Raw genomic sequence first — 17,414 nt, forward strand, 5'->3', positions numbered from 1 at the left:
ATTAGAACAAGGGTGTTCATTTATCAAATTACCGGAGTTGCACTGGAAAATTGACCTCAGCCGGGTACCAATCGAGATATCGAGAACTTATCTGACGTTTATAATAAATTTCGCTGTTTATTTCTCAAGAAATGACCAATAAGTAGAAAAAAGTCGAACTTTTAACAGTGTCTTTGCTCTTTTATAGGAGAAAATCGGGAGATTTTATCAAATTCTAGCGCTAAGTATTGGAAATCTTCATTGGTACCCGCGCCCCTAAGGAATGAGCCCAATTTTTCGCTCTAGGCTTCTATCGTGTTGAAAGAATTTTACTTGGCTGCGATAAAATTCAACAACGGTCTTCTCCATTTCTGGATAGACGTTTTCTTTCATATAACTCACAAGCTCTTCGCACTTGATTTGCATATCTGGCCTATCTTGCACATATTTAAAATAGACTGTCTGTTGAACTCTTTTATAACTTATATCAAATTTGATATTTTCAGCAGGCAGGAGAGTTTTATTTCCATCCATATGAAGCCTTAGAAGAATTGAGAAAACCCAGTAGCCATTATCAGCAAGCTTAACTGCACCATGTGGAGTATAGGACACATCTTCATCTATTGGAGAGAAATACTCTCCTTCATCTTCCTCACTAAATTGGATTGTTGGTACTAACTTGATTAAATCATACTCATTCTCAGCGATCTTTAAATAACTCTTAAATCCTTTAAATAAAGTTATGGCAAAATCAGCGGCATCGTCGTGAGTCTTAAAGAAGAGTTCACGAGATTTCTTATATTCACTACATAGATCAAGATAAGACATGAATGGATAATCGGCGCATTCAATCTTCATAAGTACTTAAAAATTCTTAAATCATTGTAAAGCTTACACGTTTTTTTAAAACGTCACCTGATGTAAATGAGAGAAATCGAGGATTCGATTACTTTGTCCTCACAGAAAACAAACGAGGAGAAAAACATGAAAAAATTAATCTTAGCACTTGCACTGGTATCAACACTTTCAGCGTCTGTTTCAGCAAATTGTGTAGGAATTTATGAAAATACAACAATTCAACATAGTGAGAAAGCTTCTAAAAACGTCTTAGCAGTTATGGGTAGTGAGTATAAAGATATGTTTCAGTTTCTTTGGGCCAGTGGAGATGGTTATTCAATCATCATGTCACCATTAGCTGCAGTATTGATGTCACCTCTTGTTCTTTATAAATCGATTCATTACAAAGGAACGTACAAATTCTATAAGAGATTCGTGTCGACGATGAATGAAAATAGTGAAGATCATAAAAAAGACTTTAAAAAATTCAAACGCTCAGTTGCAAAACGCTATAAAATTTCGAATGAAGAGTTTTTAGACGTATTAAATGACCTTAATGACAGCAGATCACTCTGTGAAGGATATAAGAGAAATACAGTTTTAACTGACGAAGGTATCGCTTACTTAGAATCGAGAGGATACAAAACATTTCTTCAAGCAGCATTAAATGGAAGAAGAGACCCTGTGACTTTTAGAGAGCTACAATCAAATCCAAGATACTTCACAGTTGTTTACGGTGGAGTAATTGATGCATATGATTTTAAAAAGATCGTAAGAGCAGAAATTGAATCTCGTGGATACGAAAAATAATTAATAAATTCAAAGGCCTCGACTTTAGCTCGAGGCTTCTTCATTGCCATTCTCATCGGGCCTATCTAGGTAATTCACAATATTTGCAATTTCATTAATCTTTTCTTTCCTACGCTTATTATAGAGAAAGGTCATGCGAGGGTCTGAGTGCCTCGCATACGTGGCCTGATCTTCAAGGCTTGCACCATTCTCATAGAGATTTCCAATGCCAGTAGCACGTGATGAGTGCGGCGAGATTCTATGCTTGATCCCCGCAAGCTTGGCATATTTCTGAAAGATCTGGTCAATAGTATTACGATTAAGAGGCCTAAGCACACTAGACTTACGTCCAGAAGTAAATAAAGGTTCAGTTTCGTGAAATTCACGACGTGAGCTAAAGACATCCATATAGTGTTTGATATCATTAAAGGTTTCATCGGAGATATAAACCTTCTGCTTCTTTCCACCCTTACTTCTTACGTGAAGATAGTTTCCGATATTATCACTAGCAAAGTCCCCTACTTTAAGTGCAATTAATTCCGACTTCCTAAGTAAGGTATAGAACATAACTTTTAGAACAGTATAGTGAAGAACGCCGCTTAGATTGTCGCTACCATCGCGATTAGTTTGTGTGACACTTTCAAACAGGTCCATAACCTCACTAGCACTAAGGTCATTTGTCTTAACTTCCATAACGACTTTAGGGCGAAAGACACCTGTTGCTGGATTCTTATAGCAAAGTTCTTTTTCCACTAAAAAGTCAAAGAAGCGCTTTATGGAAGACAGATGCCTTGCGACAGTTGCATCCTTTAATTCTTCTTTCTTTAGAAGATAGTCACGGTAGGCCGAAATATGGCGTTGAGATACATCAGAGAGGCCCCCAAAGCTTTCAAATCCCTTCAGAAACGTTAGAAACTTCTTAAGGTCGCGTCTGTAAGCATCTCTAGTGTGAGCTGAATTAGACTTAGTTAAGAAGTCCTCAAAGATATCATTAATTTTCGACTGGGCACGAGCAGGCCTTATGGCCCTTGATCTAGCGTAGCTTATCTCAACCATTACTGAAACGACCTTTCATCCACAGTATGCTTATAACTCTTTGACCACGACTCAAGTGCTTCTAGAAGATTTTCCTTAGGAGAGATAACCCAAGTGTTAATTTGTGCCAATTCCTTTTTCGTAAAGACTTCTAAGAGATCGTCTTCATCAAACATGAATTCAAAATGTAGGCGTTTAAAAATATGGCGACCTTTCAAAACACGTGCTTGGTAATGCTGGGCCTGACTATGGCGTCCATGCTTCTTATTAGAGATAAGAAGTTCTGTATCATCAATAATGAGATCAAACAGATTTCTAAGCTTAGTGAGAAGCCTCTTCTTTCTTACAAGTTCCTTATCGTATTGCTCAACTAATGTCTTAAGGATAGTTCCAAGCCCTGGCCTCTTTCTTGTTACTTTTGAAGCGACGAGATCATAGGCCCATGAAATATATTTATTCTTTATCATAAGGGTCTTATGAATGACTTCTTCATTTTCATGCTTATGTGCGAATTCGCTGTGCATACTTCCTTGAGATAAGATAAGCATGTCATATTCATCGTATTTGGGTGCTTCTATCAATGGTGTTGTTTCAGGCTTTGAAGTCCTGCCAGACAGGGATCTAAGCTCTTTCATAACCGCTCCTTGGTTACATTCTATTTTATCATTCACATGGGTAATAATTCAATTTTTCCCCACGTCGATTTTCATTTTTGATTATCTAGGCATAACTCCAATTATGCCTAGATATATCAAATGTTACTTTTCATGTTAAAATATGTCATGTTTTTACGACTAAAATCTGTCACGGTAAATATTTTTAAGCGACATTAAATTTATCATCTAAATTCTTTTCGTATTGTTTCATACGATGATCGACATCTAAGAGTCACATCAACCTGATTGCTGAAGCAATATGAATGAGTCTGATAAAAGAATATAAACAAACAAAATGTGTTAGAGCTAACGACATTCGCTATATAGGAGATACTTTGAAAGATGAGAGTACTTCTCTCCAAGGGCCTCACATTGATCGACTTCAACGGGACACGACATCGGAATCTTATCCATGGCCTTCTTGATATTTTTTCGCATAAAGTTTGAAGTGTAGCTATTACAATTTATACCTTCATCCATTCCATCATCAACAAATTCGGCCATGTCAATTTCGGCGACGACTTGAAACTTTCCATTAATACACTTGATAATACCATCGCCTTCTAAATCATCATTAGTAAGGGGATCAATTCCTTTACCAAAGAGGTGCTGATAAAAACGCATCCCTTGAAAATTTGCGACTAGGTCACCATTTGAAACAATGCCATTAAAGAAACCACCCCACATGATCCTTTCTGAGTTTTTTCCATAACGAAGGATCTCTTTAATACTTAGGCCATGTTCCATTTTTCGAAAGTATAGATAGCCTAAGTTAAACATGTGACTAAATTTATCACTGCCAATAAGAGCATCGTTTACCTTAAGTAATGGAGAGTAAGGAGTTAGGTTTAGAATGGGTTTATAGATAAGTGGAATATAGCGATAAATAGACTCTTTCTTTCTAGTTTTTACCAAGTACTCCTTACCAATTTTTCCTTTGTCGATATAGCGCTGAATTGGAGCTGTGACAAAGATCCCCTTTAGGCTAGCAACGAATTTCTTCTTAATCTTTCGACGAATGGTATAGTTGCTACACCTCTGGCCAAAAATCCTATCTGCATGATTGGCTTCAGCTACAGCAGAACTTATCTTATTATTTACGTACTTATTTACTTGCGCTAAAGCATCTTCTTTACTTATGGCCTCATCACGATGAGTGAAGCTATCGACTTCCAAGGCAAGAGTACTAAAACTAACAAGAAATATTAAGAGTTTAATTTTCATTCAAAAAGACTAGCCCAATGGAGGCATTGTCAGTATTTAAGAATTCTTAATTTTATAACTACGTATATTATTAAATATCCTTTCCATTTGATTTTACTGAAAGCACACCAGACTCAAAAGGATCATTAATATTAATAAAGTAATAACATTTTGAATTGTCGATCATGAATCCATTAGGTGTTTTTGAAGACATTTGCATTCGCCATCCACGGGCCAGAATAGGTACATCGACTTTTATCAAAACTCCCTTAGTGTCATAATAGAAATTCACCATCGTCATCTTTAGAAATGTCGGGTCATCGCGAAGCTCACTGCCGTGCAAGATATTGAAGGTATAAACCATACCTGTGGCCTGTTTGGCCTTAAGGACATACGCATGCTCTGGTACTGCGAAATAATAAAATGCTCTTTCAAAATCCTTGATACACATATCTTGTTGGCCAAAACGGTTTTCAATCATGCCAAGATTATCGCGGGCCTCAATTCCCCTATCACGCCAATTTTGATCAAGCCTGTCATAATCGCTGAGTTCTTCGGAGCTGGGGGTTCTATCTTTTACTTCGCCTTTCTCGTTACTAGAACATGAGAAGGCCGAAACTAAGATGAAGGAAATCATAAATATAAGGAGAGTGAGATACTTAATCATAAGGAACTCATCGGGCACAGAACAATTTAAACAACGGTTAAAGAACTCTTTTAAGAATATTTAACCCATTAAATAGGCCCTTAAGGCCCTCGCTATTCGTTCTCGGCTCTGGCCGTAACTTAGTGGCCAGTCCTTGATCAAAGCAAAACTGGTTACTAATTTTTGCCGCAACACCTATACGTCCTATTTTCTTTTGAAGAAAAGTTTTTGAAGCTCCTCTTGGATACTGAATCTCATCCCAAGACTTCTTGAGAGGCATTAGTTTATAAGTGTCTAACTGAAATTCCTTTTGAGTGTACATTAATTCTCGATAAAAACAGCGTAGAACCTTTACTGAAAAGATATTGCTTTCATTATCATCACTAGTGTAAAGATTTTTAATAGCTGTTAAGACTTTCAATAGAGATTCACTCATTATCGTTTTTGCTTCATTAGATATATCTAATCTTGAAATAGACCCTTGAAGTTCGGCCAATGCTTTTTCGCCGTGGCCATGAATGATGCTCTTATCAAGTAATTGCGAATCCATATGGTCTTTATACTTACCGAAGCCAATGGCCACAGCAACAATTATAATGAGTATAGCAGAGAATGAAATTAGTATTTTATTTTGTGACATTAGTAATAATCTTCTTCATTTTAAGAGGGCCATGAATTTTTTTGAGCTCAATAGTATGCTTAGTCCCAAGTCATAGGTGATCTTTTAATTATAGATCGTCGATCCTAAAACATAAAGAGTCTTTTACATCGAAATCAGTCATACTCAGATTAAAATTTGTTTCAATATTTACCGACGGATAAATTCTAAAGAAATCTCACGATCACTACTAAAGACAAACTTCTGTTTTGGCTTCACTTTACTTAAATCACAAGCCGCTTTTACGCGATAACTTCTTAGAATATGTGCAAGAATAAGCTTTACTTCGATGCTGGCCATCTCTCGTCCAAGACAAGTTCGTGTTCCAGTTGAATACGGTATATAGGCCTTTCTTTGTTCACTAGATAAGTTGTTAAAACGGTGTGGGTTAAATTGGTTGTGATCGTCTCCCCAGATCTGCTGATTATTCAGGATTTTACCAAGAAGAGAAAAAACAATGGTACCTTTCTTTACTTTGAAGTTTATATCTCCATTTGTTAACTCTTCATCTTCGACGGCTTCTCTAAATAAAATAGGGAAGGCCGGTCTTAAACGTAAAGTCTCCGCGACATGGTTTTCTAGCAGTTGATTTTTTATAATAGAATCTGAATTCGTAAGATCTAATAAGCTTAATTCTTTATATAATTCATCTTGGAGTTCTTCATTTTGGGCAAGAAAGTAAAGTGCCCAAGTAAGAGAAACAGCAGTCGACTCAAACGATGCTCCGACAAGCCCATAAATTTGGCCAATGATTGCTTCAGTATCAAGGCCTTGATCCTTTAAGTGAGTAATTAAAGTATAGCTCGTAGTTCCTTCTTCGACTTTTTGGCGAACAAATTGTTTCCCTTCTTTGATGAATTTAGAAAAACGAAAATTGCTCAAAGTTGGTAGGTACTTCCACATCGGCCCATAATTCATACGTTTTGTTAGTTCAGCAATTAGAAATTTTTGGAAGTAATAAAAACTATCACATTCAGCTTTTGAGTTAGTAATTTCTTCTTTTTGAATTTTAAAGTCGTGTTCGATAAAGAATTCACTTGTAATCGCTAAAGCTATTTTTCCCATTAAAACTTCGACATCATCAACAAGAGAGTTTTTACCAAGAAGTGGAAGATCCTTTTCAAGTCTACGATTTGTAATTGTATAGAGATTCTCAAGTACTTTGGGAGTAAAAAAGTGGACTAACTCCCCTCTTAAGTCTTGCCATTGTTTACCATCGGCATCAAGTATTGAGGCCCTACCTTTATTAATATGCTTTATCTCGTTAAGGGTACTTCCCTTTAAGAATGTATTTCTTTTTTTTACAATAACGTCTTTGTAGAGATCATAATTTCCAATAACAACAATATCTTTATTAAAAATTTTAAATCGATATGAATCACCAAGCGCATTACTTTTCTCATTAAGCTGTTTAAAAAGGCAATCTTTGAAGTTTAACTCTCCAATGCTGCCGATAATTGGTAATGTTTTTAAACTTGGAATAGTGCTCATATAACCTTCTTCTAAAGACCTAGAATGTCGCCAAGGCGATCAAAAATTCCACGGGCCGTATCACTTACAGGTTTTTTAAATCCATATTCAACAGTACGAGGTGAAATAACAAAGCCAAAAACCTCATACTCTCTCGCATCTAATTCAGTAGGCTCATCTTGAATACATGACTTTTCAACTTCATCTACCTTTAGTGTGCCTGTTTTCAAGTAATTCTCAACACAATTTTTTTCTTCTTTCGTATTAACAGCGGCCATTAATAGAACTGCCGAAGTAGTCGGAGCAGGATACTTCATATCAAGCTCACCTTTGCCAACATAATTTCTTAATACAGATAAGCCTATCTGTGCTTCTTCTTCTGATTGAGAAATATAGGCCGAACAGGCAGCAATACTTGCGACTTTAAAAGAAGAGTAACTTGTAGCGTACGTCATACAAGTAAATTGCACTTCAGAAGTAATCTTATTACAGTATTCGACGACTTTATCATCGATATTATAATCTTCCTTAAGATAATCAACACAAGCTGGCGAAGGATCAATAAGGCCGGCCTTAACCTTTTGAATGATCAGTTCCTTCTTGTTTACACCAATACATTCAACATCTGCATCCACTGAGCAATAGGCCATATCGCCTGCGATATAACAGTCAGTATTACTGAAATCGATTCTCTCGTTATTGTCACAAATTCTCTTAATACTATAAGTAGCATTGGCCTTGGCCTTCTTTGTTGCCGAGAACTTGGCCTTTGTTTCCGCAAATAACTTACCTTCTACCTTAGCTTTACCTTGTGCGCGAAGGCCTAGGTCTGCACGGTCACCATATTCATGAAGACGAATTTCTTGGTATTCAACACTATCCATGGCCTGATCAGCGATAGAGATCGCAGCGAAAGACATCGAATGAACTAAGAAAACAGAGAAAATAGAGATTAATTTATTCATAAGTATTACCCTTTGAGAATCGTATACTTACAGGCCAGCTGATCAAAAAATGAACGCTCAGACGCCTATAAAGTGCTAAATTCTTTAACAAATTACATATTCAGGGTAGTAAATTGCAAGGTATGGGCCAAGTTAGAAATTTGTTTCGTAGCCACTTTCTTTGAATTCGAGTTCACGCCAGACACTATCCCAATCTCCATTTCGAAGAGTTGAAGGTGCTAGTCTTGATTCATTTGGTGAAGTATCGTTGAGCTCGTATTTCTCAAGTCCAGATATAAGGGTGAGATTATCTTTATCGAATTCAATATAGAAATCTGATTTAAACGGGTGACCTTTCTTCGTCTTACCTTTGACAAGAACAAGAAGATAATCACTTGTCTTACATTCCTTAGCAAGCCTAAGTAATAATTCACTCTTTGCGTCGTTATAAGTCTTCCTAAGATCACCAAGACTGATTCGCTTTTTTCCAATTATTGGAAAGACAATATTTTCTTTTAAGAGATATGAAACAGTTGACGGTTTGTCAGGATAGTTAGAATGATATTCTTTGAAACATTTCTTATTAAAGAAGCTTCCTCTTGTCGTTGCTGCTAACTGTCCTCTTACCTCTGAGATATGATCGATAATATGATCATTTGAGAAAGTTGAATATTCGAAGAAATCAACAACAACCTCACCTGCAAATATAGAGGTGCTCAATATTAAAATGAATATTAACTTAGTATAATTTCTCAAAACAGTCTTTATTTACCACAAAAATCCTGTGTTTCAATGAACTACTAAGATTTTTGTAAAATATCTAAGATCATCGCCTTAATGATGCGCATTTGTTGGCCATCTTTAAGGTGATAGTTGGCGCCCGAGTGTCCCCACCAATCCCAACACCCATGTGGATTACGGCCAGGAATCACAGACTTCTTTGCTTGCGGAAAAAGAACAACAAGATCAAGCTTATCAGCGGCTTCTTTAATTCCTGTATCCTCAACATAGCTCATATCGATATGATCAATTGTTTGTTTACATCCGTGAAAAGCAATGTGAAGGTCACACTTTCTATTGCCCTTACAACGTGAAGGAATATATAAGTAGGCTTTGTCTTGAAGAAGTGGCGAAAATGCTCCAACATCAAATGCAGAATAATAATTTGTTTGATCAACTTCTTCAGTTTTCCCCTTAAAAGTAAATCGTCTTTGTTTCTTATCTGGGTAAAGTGATGTTAACGACTTTAGAGCACCATTATAATTGCAATTTCCAATATAAGGTACTTTTGAAACTTCACATTCAACACCCTTATTTTCAGTAGGATATGTATGTCCAGCAGCTAATGTTCCTTCGTACTCGAGCTTCTTAACACCAAAGAAAGCATATAAATCTCTAAGTTCTTCACTCACACTTGAAACAACAGTTTGATCATTTTGTCCTGAAAAAATAAAAACTCTATCGTCTTTGAGATTTGCAATCGGATCAATTAGTCCCATCATTGCTAGGCCGCTAGCGAATACATAAGACTGGTAACCACTTCCCCAGATTCCCTTTCCCTTCATACAGGTATTAGTTGCCAGGGCCACAGAGCCCTTTGCACAGTAATATGGGCCAGCAGCAAAAATGGCGGCTCCTTCCACAAGACTACTATTTGCAATGTGGAACTGATGTGCAAAGAATCCCCCTGAAGAGATACCCGAGACAGTCACCTTATCACTTAAGTTAAGAGCAAAAGTATTTGAAATTAGGACAAAAAAGATAATGATTAGTTTTTTCATTTTTGTTTTATAGAACAAAATCTATCGAATTTAAATGATTGTGAAATATTTAAAGGGGGCCTCCTCACAAAGCCCCCAATATATGCTAGAACAATCAGCAAACCCCTAAGATTTATTGATTATTCGACAACAATAAAGTTGAATTCACAGACGTATTTTCCACCGCCAAACATACCTTTCTTATAGAAATCCACATCACCAAATACATAACCAATAGTTGTATTGATGATTCTATTTCTCATTTTCATACACTCTGTGTACGACTTATCGTAGTTATTAGTGATTTTTTGCTTAATTTGCTTCTTAGAAAGAACTTGCTCGTAGCTATCTAGAGTTGTTCTGATTTCACATAGGTAGCTGCTTCCTTTCTTTCTTGTTACGAATTCAAAGTCAATTCCCTCAACTTTGACATCCTTGATTTCATCATATTCAACTTCTGCATCAAGACATGCTTTCTTTGCTTGTTCCTCTGTATCATAGCGATCAATTTCGATACTAGCTGATTGAAGCTTTGCAAAAGATGATAGTGAAAATGCTGCACATAAAATAAGAACTAAATGTTTCATAGGTTTCCCCTCTGTTTTCAATTGTTAAAAAATAATGTTTTTTTCTTGATGAAACTTATAGCGAATCCAGACAAACTGGTCAGTTTAAGAAAAGTAAAGTTAAGAGTGAAAATATAAAAAATCTCTTAACTTTACATTATCTAGAGAATTTCATTGGAGATTTCGGTAATTTAGCGAATTTTACGATAAAGAAAGCCAAGGCCTATAAGAATAAGAGCAAAGCAAAAAATAGCAAAGCCGATAACCTTCACGGTACGCAAAGGGTCATAATAAAGAGTTAAATTGATAGAGTTCTGGTTACTTACACCTGAGAACGATTCAAGTTTAATTAACCATGAATCACGATAAAGCTTACCATTTAACTTTACTCGTTCTTTGTTACCGTTAATAAGAATAGTTGCAACACTACTATCATCAATATCTTCTAGCCGTATATCAAATGGGAGCCTCAATGCCTTTTTCTGAAATTTTAGATCATAGAAGCGGCCATCATAATCAATAATCTCTCTCTTTTCTCCAAGTCTCATTTGGTAAATTTTTTGGGTATTTCCCTTCTCATAATATTTTAAGATATCAGAATTATTGTTTTTATAATTACTGCTATAGCGATACTCCAATTTAAGCGCAGTATCCCTTTTAAAATCCAATAAACGATACTTAAAAGAATCACCAACTAGTTCGAGTTTAGCGCGACCTAATCGACAGTTATTACCAAGAGAATAAAAACCATCTTCCTTAACTAAATATTTGTTACTAACACAAAGTTCGGCCTTGATCTCGGGGATTGATTTACGACGAAGAAAAATAGAACAGTCTGGATTAACTGTTGATAGATTATCAAGACACTTCAACATCAGTTGATTAAAGAGGATAATTTCTAAACTACCATCAACTACTGTACTCTTGTGATCTTCTTGATTTGTCGAAAGATAAAGTACTTCTGTTTTTGCATTAGAAAGATAACGAGATTGTCTCAAAATCTTAACACTATTTTCACCACGACTATCGTAATTTGCATGATACTTACGACTAAATGGTAGGTATGAAATGAGATAAACAGGGCCAAAGTCCAAGTTTAATCCCTGGGGCCTAATAGAAAAATTTAAATCAACATAGAGAGTCTCTCCTGTTTGTCGATTTCTAATTTGGGCCTGGTACTTATTGAGTTCGACAGTATTTGTTTCAGCTCCATTTGTTAAATTAATACGGCCTCTCTTAGTGACAAAAGAAGAGACAATCGTTGCTACTAATAAAACAATTAAACCAAGATGAAAAAAATAGATCCCCAAGAACTTCTTTCGAAAGGGCCACCTTTTTAACAGCCCAAGAATTAAAGAAAGAGTTATTACCGCTAAAAGAAAAGCAAAGAATGGCCCATTGAATACAAGAGTATCCGCAATCTTTGGGCCATAGAAGTAATCAACAGTTACACCTATGACCAAATATATGACAAAAATAACAAGAAGTGTGATTGTTCCGTAGACACTACTAAGAGAATGGTCGATCTTAGATAATACTTTTCTCATACAATTAGCATAACTCGGGCCCAAATTTCTGTCTATTGATGAAAAGGCCATTAAAATAAGTAAAGCGCTAAATTAACCAACCGATAAGATACAGTATGAGAAGAGCGATTCTACTGACATTTTTTTTACTTTTTGGCCAACTTGCATATGCTAGTGATAATCAGAATTTAACGTGGGTTCACGACTTCAGTTTTGATAATATTCAGGTATGGAAAAAGTCACACAAGAGACTTAGCGTAGAAGATAAGAAAGCAAATAATAAAATCGAAAAATACACTAAAGAAAAAATAAGAAAATACTTAGACCAAAGAAATAAAGTACTCAAGTATAGTGACTTCTCTGATTTCAAAACTGATTCCTTAGATTTCACAAAAAAGAAAAATTATATTCAACTTTACAAGCTTGGAAGCTATCAAAACTCTAGAGCTAAAAAAATCTATCTTGCTGAAATCCATCGTCTCTACAAAGATCGCACTGTCATCACGATGTTAAGTTCAGAAAAGAAACTTACTAAAGCAGATATTAAAGACTTAAATTCAAAGTTTCAATTTGTTACGGAGCAAAGATAATGAGAAGACTCTGTACAGTTTTTATCGTGGTATTAAGCATGTCGGTACATGCATTTGTTCCAATGAGTAATTATGAACTGGACTTAAGTGTTGCTCATACTCAGTGTCTTGAAATTGGAAACCTAAATATTCTAGATGAATCGAACTCTCAAAAGCTTTGTGAGATTGTAGTTAACTCTCCAATCTGTGATGATATTGAAGCAGTTGACAAAAGGAGATGTGACCCAAGCCTAGTTGTAGAAAGTAATATTGCCGTTGACTTTATTTCTTGTCTAAAAGGGCTTTGGGGTTCGGCCGTTGAGTTCATGAAATTCATAGGTTCTGTCGTTGATTATATTATTGATGATGAGTACCGCGGGGAGAAGAATGATGAACTTCTAAATACCCTCCAAAGTGCAAAGCATATGCTTGCAATGGAATGGTCACGCTCACTCAGCGAAACAGATGGCCTAGGCCCTTTGCACTATATCAATGCTGCAAAACATTTTTCAAAAACGATGGGCACAATCATTTTTAATATGCTTCAAGATACATATTATTCGACACAGGCCAACTATGCATGCCTCTCTCCAGTGGCCAGAACAAAAGCAATCTGTCAATTTGCAGGCTCTTATGTGATTCCACCAACTGTTGTAATAGCAAAGGTAGCAAAATTTCTTTTAAAGTCAGGCAAAGGTGTTAAGCGCTATACTCGTGAAGACTTCGCTAAAAATGAGCTTGAAACAAATATACATGAGAAACAAGATATTGATGAAGACGTGGTCAATACAAAAGGTCCTTACTCAGAGGAATCAAGTTTTTTAGCAAGACTCGACCTCTCTTTATCAAAGAGAGCATTTGAAAAACCAGAACAAATTACAGAAATTGCAAATGCACAAGTCGATGCGCTATTGCAGGTAGTTAAAAAAGTTGATCTACCTCATCGTATCAATGTCATTGAAATTGGTGGAAAGAAGTCAAAACGAATTCTTTTAACAGAAAGCGATTTAGCTGCTTCAAATTCTGATGCAGCCAAGGAGCTACTTGCTTATATGAAACAAAGTGGAAGAAACCAAATTGTTATTTCTCCGCAAGAAATGTATCTAAGAAATACAACTCTAATCGCGACAGATAATGCCACATTTGTCTCAAGTACTGGTTTTGCTAATTTACTACGTTTTGATGAAAAGAGTAAGCTTTCTCAAAATAGAGCATCTGCAGCGATTGAAGCAACAAGGATTGACTCTTCTGACGACAACGTCATAAGGCTTGCAAAAGAATTAAATGACCAAGGTTTTTCTGTTCGTGTTATTGAAAGCAAGGCCGTTAAAAAAGACACAAATGAAGTTGTGAAGAAAAAAGCATTACAATTTAACAAGTTTGCTGCAGATCAAAATAACCCAGCGGTTCTTAGGTTAAATCGATTTAGAAATAACGATTTTAGACAAAAGATTATTTTCTATCCTGATGATCTAAAGCCTGCACAAGGCTCTTCTAATCGTGCAACAAGGGCCGTCTCATTCAACTTCTCTAACTTAAGAGAGCTTGTGGACGGCGGCTATGCTAATACTGTTCCACACGAGTTTAGACACGCTAAGTTTGAATATAACCGCTCAATTGGAAAGGAATCTGCTTATGACTTACGAGTTCAACACTTAAAACAGGATGGAAAGCTTCATGACGGTAGAACTTACACAAACTACTTTTCAATGGAAGAAGTTTATAATCATGCACAGGATATTCACAGTGTTACACGTAAAATAAGAAAGGACCCTCAAATTGGTCTAACACTAGCGAAGGTTTCAGCAAAGGCCGACACGATAATTAATATTTCAAGAGGCTTTAAAGTTCAAAATGATTCTCTAAATTTAAATTTGATGTCAAAAATTCTTCCTTCTCAATTGAGTAAACCAATTAGAGAACAAGGATCTTATCGAGTAAGTATTGGAAGCGATAGCTTTGTAAGAGTTATCAAAGACAATAACAATTACTATTCAATTTCACTAAGAGCTGGTGATGTTGAACATACAGTACCAATGTCCTCTCAACGCTCAAAAGATGTGCTAAGAAACTTTATAAGAAATGCAGATCAAGCAGCGCAAGCAAATGATATGAATGCTATTGCCAGTGAGTTAAAGACAGTGTTGAGAGAAGTTGTGGCAAAGAATAATGAGAGAAGAAGCTTAATTAAATCAATCGAACCAAAGGCCAAGGCCTTGAAAGAGGCAATTAAGACGACTGATTATTCAAATCGAAGTTTAGAAGAAATTAGAGAGCTGTCACGCCAGCTCTCTCAAGCTTCAAAGGGCCGTGCTAATTAGACTTAGTTCTTTGTACGGCCTTATAAAATGCTTCAGGGTCAACCATCCCACCACTCTCACAAGGAAGCCTTCCATTTTTTGGAATATAGGCCGTAGCAAGGAGAAGATCCTTTAGTTCTAAAGGTGACAATTCTGGATTAAGTTTATGACCCTTTAACAATACATTTGTCACAAATGGAGCGGCCATCGAAGTTCCATTTAAAGGAATTGTTCCACCACCAGATTGTGCAGATACTACGCCTTGGCCAGGAGCAAAGATTTGAACTTTCTTATTTCCAAACTTTGAAAAGCTAGCTGGCCTATAAGTATCCATTTTATCTTTTTCAAGATTTGCTGTATTTAACGCCCCAACCTTTATCATATTGGCATAATCATAGCTTGCCGGGTAATTGTCATTTCCTTTTAGATCGAGATCGAGATTCCCTCGAGCATTTCCCGCGGCCACAACAAAGATCGTTTCAGGGTTCTCAACAAAAGTTTTTTCAAGGTAATAAAAAGATTCACGAGGTGCAGACATTGGCGCACCTGGAAAGCCAATTGCAAAACTCATATTAACAAATTTAACTTTCTTCTCTGTGATATATTCTGCGGCTTTTTCAAGGTGATCAGAAATAGCAACATCTCCGGCAAAACCAACAAGGCCATACTTGTCCAAATCCTTAAGTGCTAAGGCCGCAACGTGAGTACCGTGTGAAACAGGATATGGTGTGTGAATAAGAGAGTGAGTCTCACGAATATTATTATCATCTCTTAAAAGGCTTAAACCAGCATCATCTTGCCTTTGCCATCCCCAAGAGTCATCGACTCTCCCATTGCCATCATTATCGACGCCATCTCCAACGAGATCAAATGGTGAGTTATATAACTTATGTGTTAATGAAGGGTGCATAATATCAAAGCCTGTATCAATAATAACGACCGGCTCACGTGTCTTATCTTCAAAAATACTAAGTCTTCTTTTATATTCATCTTCTGTAAGATTAAACTTTTTAAGCTGCTCACTAACACTAAATGGAGCTGATTCATTATACTGGCCAATTAATTCACCATCAGGAGAGAATGCCCTAAACTCTGAAACGAGGTTAGCTAAAGGCGCTTTCATATTGTAGATAACTTCATAGTATTTAGTGACTTGCCCCTGTTTTCCAAGAACATCAATGCGATATGGTTTTACAAAAAAGAAGTCATCATCATTTATATCATCATATCGATAGTGTTTAATACCAATTTGCTTATATGAACTTTGCGAGATGACCCATTCTTTTAAAATAGTAGGATCATCAAGATCACCTTTTACAAGTGTCTTCGCTTTTATTTTATCTGTAACAACGCCATTTTCGTTAATAACGTATACACTTTTTAAGCGCTCATCATTGTCAAAATACTCATACTCAGCATGATATGTATAGATGCCATCAGAGCTCCATGAATCATTTGTAAGCATGCGTCCTTGAAGATCGTATGTACTCGCCCCCGTTTTTGTCCCCGTCTTTAAGTTTATTTCTAACGAAGACGTAAGTTTGTTATTTTCACATTGATACGTCGTTTGCCAATTTCCGTCAGTTACGACTTTATTTGTAGGGCATGGTGCGGCCATTAGAGAAAGTTGAGATAAAATAATTGTTGTTGCTGTTGTGATATATTTCATAGCGAGCGTTTTATCATGCAAGGATTAGCGAAGAGCTAAATAATGAATAGATTACATGCGTAGACATATTTTAGACAGTGTGAATTCAAGCACTTAGGCGTTCACAATATACCCCGTAGGCTATTTTTATCATTGGTTTATATAGACGAATTCTGGCCTCTTAGCTAGTATGTCGCCATGAATGAAATCGACCTAGAGAAATTTATCAATACGCCAGGAGCAGATCACCGCTCACATTTAAATCGTCTTAAAAGAATTCAAGGACAGCTTGAGTCCCTTATCAATTTAGTGGAAGATGGTAAGTATTGTATTAATATCGTTCACCGCTCAAAAACAATTCGCGGCGCCCTTCGCGGCTTTGAAAGCTCTGTCATGGAGAATCACTTAAGGGGTTGTGTTGCTAAAGCAATTCAGTCACAAGACACAAAACTAATTGATGAAAAAATAGATCAACTTTGTACAATTATCAGAAAGGACTAACCAATCTGAAACTCTGTAAAATTTGAGACTGGTAGTTCTTCAATAATTGTCACATTCGTGACCTTGGCCGTCTCTGGGCCGACCTTTAAAAATTCTTCTAGATTTGTAATATCGTCGAGTTCACCGCTGGCCAACACTTCGACACTGCCATCCTTAAGGTTTTTAACGTAACCAGTAATTGTCGGTGTATGCTTGAGAACATACTCATAAGTACTTCGACGAAACCAAACACCTTGAACAACGCCCTCGACGCGGTATCTTCTATTAATCATAAAATCATCCTAGCATGCTCTTACTAAGTGAAGATGCAATTTTTATTTAATTATA

Annotated in this window: 18 protein-coding genes; 4 read left to right on the forward strand and 14 right to left on the reverse strand. The window is 36.3% G+C overall.

Going from position 1 to position 17,414, the window contains the following annotated elements; genetic code table 11:
• Positions 1 to 255: 255 nt before the first annotated feature.
• Positions 256 to 837: a hypothetical protein gene (locus tag ABMA76_RS05235; protein WP_392908390.1), complete on the reverse strand. Its 582-nt coding sequence runs from the start codon at positions 835 to 837 to the stop codon at positions 256 to 258.
• A 126-nt stretch (positions 838 to 963) separates the two neighbouring features.
• Between ABMA76_RS05235 and ABMA76_RS05240 the strand changes: the two genes are divergently transcribed.
• Complete coding sequence (locus tag ABMA76_RS05240; RefSeq protein ID WP_392908388.1) at positions 964 to 1,626, forward strand: hypothetical protein; 663 nt, start codon at positions 964 to 966, stop codon at positions 1,624 to 1,626.
• Between the two features lie 24 nt (positions 1,627 to 1,650).
• Here the strand turns inward: ABMA76_RS05240 and ABMA76_RS05245 are convergent, their stop codons facing one another.
• The 11 genes from ABMA76_RS05245 to ABMA76_RS05295 all read right to left on the reverse strand — a co-directional run bounded on the left by ABMA76_RS05245 (position 1,651) and on the right by ABMA76_RS05295 (position 12,090).
• On the reverse strand, positions 1,651 to 2,661 hold the full coding sequence (locus ABMA76_RS05245) for a tyrosine-type recombinase/integrase (protein WP_392908386.1): 1,011 nt from the start codon (positions 2,659 to 2,661) through the stop codon (positions 1,651 to 1,653).
• On the reverse strand, positions 2,661 to 3,275 hold the full coding sequence (locus ABMA76_RS05250) for a hypothetical protein (protein WP_393061051.1): 615 nt from the start codon (positions 3,273 to 3,275) through the stop codon (positions 2,661 to 2,663). The genes ABMA76_RS05245 and ABMA76_RS05250 overlap by 1 nt, the downstream gene beginning before the upstream one ends.
• 327 nt (positions 3,276 to 3,602) lie before the next feature.
• Positions 3,603 to 4,520, reverse strand: a complete 918-nt coding sequence (locus tag ABMA76_RS05255; RefSeq protein WP_393061053.1) for a hypothetical protein — start codon at positions 4,518 to 4,520, stop codon at positions 3,603 to 3,605.
• 70 nt (positions 4,521 to 4,590) lie between these two features.
• Entirely contained in the window at positions 4,591 to 5,166 is a 576-nt protein-coding gene (locus tag ABMA76_RS05260) for a hypothetical protein (protein WP_392908379.1), read from the reverse strand.
• Between the two features lie 37 nt (positions 5,167 to 5,203).
• Positions 5,204 to 5,785 carry a hypothetical protein gene (locus ABMA76_RS05265; protein WP_393061055.1) on the reverse strand — a complete coding sequence of 194 codons (582 nt, stop codon included), beginning with the start codon at positions 5,783 to 5,785 and terminating at the stop codon, positions 5,204 to 5,206.
• A 168-nt stretch (positions 5,786 to 5,953) separates the two neighbouring features.
• Positions 5,954 to 7,294, reverse strand: a complete 1,341-nt coding sequence (locus ABMA76_RS05270) for a cytochrome P450 (RefSeq protein WP_393061057.1) — start codon at positions 7,292 to 7,294, stop codon at positions 5,954 to 5,956.
• Between the two features lie 11 nt (positions 7,295 to 7,305).
• The gene (locus ABMA76_RS05275) at positions 7,306 to 8,238 is read right to left on the reverse strand and encodes a hypothetical protein (RefSeq protein WP_393061059.1); all 933 of its coding nucleotides are present in this window, start codon (positions 8,236 to 8,238) and stop codon (positions 7,306 to 7,308) included.
• Between the two features lie 132 nt (positions 8,239 to 8,370).
• Positions 8,371 to 8,937 carry a hypothetical protein gene (locus ABMA76_RS05280; protein WP_392988979.1) on the reverse strand — a complete coding sequence of 189 codons (567 nt, stop codon included), beginning with the start codon at positions 8,935 to 8,937 and terminating at the stop codon, positions 8,371 to 8,373.
• A gap of 80 nt (positions 8,938 to 9,017) precedes the next feature.
• Positions 9,018 to 9,998: a PHB depolymerase family esterase gene (locus ABMA76_RS05285; RefSeq protein ID WP_392908368.1), complete on the reverse strand. Its 981-nt coding sequence runs from the start codon at positions 9,996 to 9,998 to the stop codon at positions 9,018 to 9,020.
• A 119-nt stretch (positions 9,999 to 10,117) separates the two neighbouring features.
• On the reverse strand, positions 10,118 to 10,564 hold the full coding sequence (locus ABMA76_RS05290) for a hypothetical protein (RefSeq protein WP_392908366.1): 447 nt from the start codon (positions 10,562 to 10,564) through the stop codon (positions 10,118 to 10,120).
• A gap of 170 nt (positions 10,565 to 10,734) precedes the next feature.
• On the reverse strand, positions 10,735 to 12,090 hold the full coding sequence (locus tag ABMA76_RS05295) for a cytochrome c biogenesis protein ResB (RefSeq protein WP_392908363.1): 1,356 nt from the start codon (positions 12,088 to 12,090) through the stop codon (positions 10,735 to 10,737).
• Positions 12,091 to 12,185: 95 nt separating this feature from the next.
• On the opposite strand from ABMA76_RS05295, the gene ABMA76_RS05300 reads away from it, so the two are divergent.
• Both ABMA76_RS05300 and ABMA76_RS05305 read left to right on the forward strand, forming a co-directional pair.
• Positions 12,186 to 12,659, forward strand: a complete 474-nt coding sequence (locus ABMA76_RS05300; protein ID WP_392908361.1) for a hypothetical protein — start codon at positions 12,186 to 12,188, stop codon at positions 12,657 to 12,659.
• Positions 12,659 to 14,959: a hypothetical protein gene (locus ABMA76_RS05305; protein WP_393061061.1), complete on the forward strand. Its 2,301-nt coding sequence runs from the start codon at positions 12,659 to 12,661 to the stop codon at positions 14,957 to 14,959. Before ABMA76_RS05300 ends, ABMA76_RS05305 begins: the two co-directional genes overlap by 1 nt.
• Here the strand turns inward: ABMA76_RS05305 and ABMA76_RS05310 are convergent.
• Positions 14,952 to 16,607 (reverse strand): S8 family serine peptidase, encoded by a 1,656-nt coding sequence (locus tag ABMA76_RS05310; protein WP_392908357.1) that lies wholly within the window; start codon positions 16,605 to 16,607, stop codon positions 14,952 to 14,954. The genes ABMA76_RS05305 and ABMA76_RS05310 overlap by 8 nt on opposite strands.
• A gap of 177 nt (positions 16,608 to 16,784) precedes the next feature.
• Between ABMA76_RS05310 and ABMA76_RS05315 the strand changes: the two genes are divergently transcribed.
• The gene (locus tag ABMA76_RS05315) at positions 16,785 to 17,087 is read left to right on the forward strand and encodes a metal-sensitive transcriptional regulator (RefSeq protein ID WP_392860735.1); all 303 of its coding nucleotides are present in this window, start codon (positions 16,785 to 16,787) and stop codon (positions 17,085 to 17,087) included.
• Here the strand turns inward: ABMA76_RS05315 and ABMA76_RS05320 are convergent.
• The gene (locus tag ABMA76_RS05320) at positions 17,084 to 17,359 is read right to left on the reverse strand and encodes an acylphosphatase (RefSeq protein WP_392908355.1); all 276 of its coding nucleotides are present in this window, start codon (positions 17,357 to 17,359) and stop codon (positions 17,084 to 17,086) included. The two genes, ABMA76_RS05315 and ABMA76_RS05320, sit on opposite strands and share 4 nt — an antisense overlap.
• Positions 17,360 to 17,414: the final 55 nt, after the last annotated feature.

Origin of the sequence: Halobacteriovorax sp. ZH5_bin.2, from assembly GCF_043196375.1 — a bacterium.
GTDB lineage: Bacteria > Bdellovibrionota > Bacteriovoracia > Bacteriovoracales > Bacteriovoracaceae > Halobacteriovorax_A.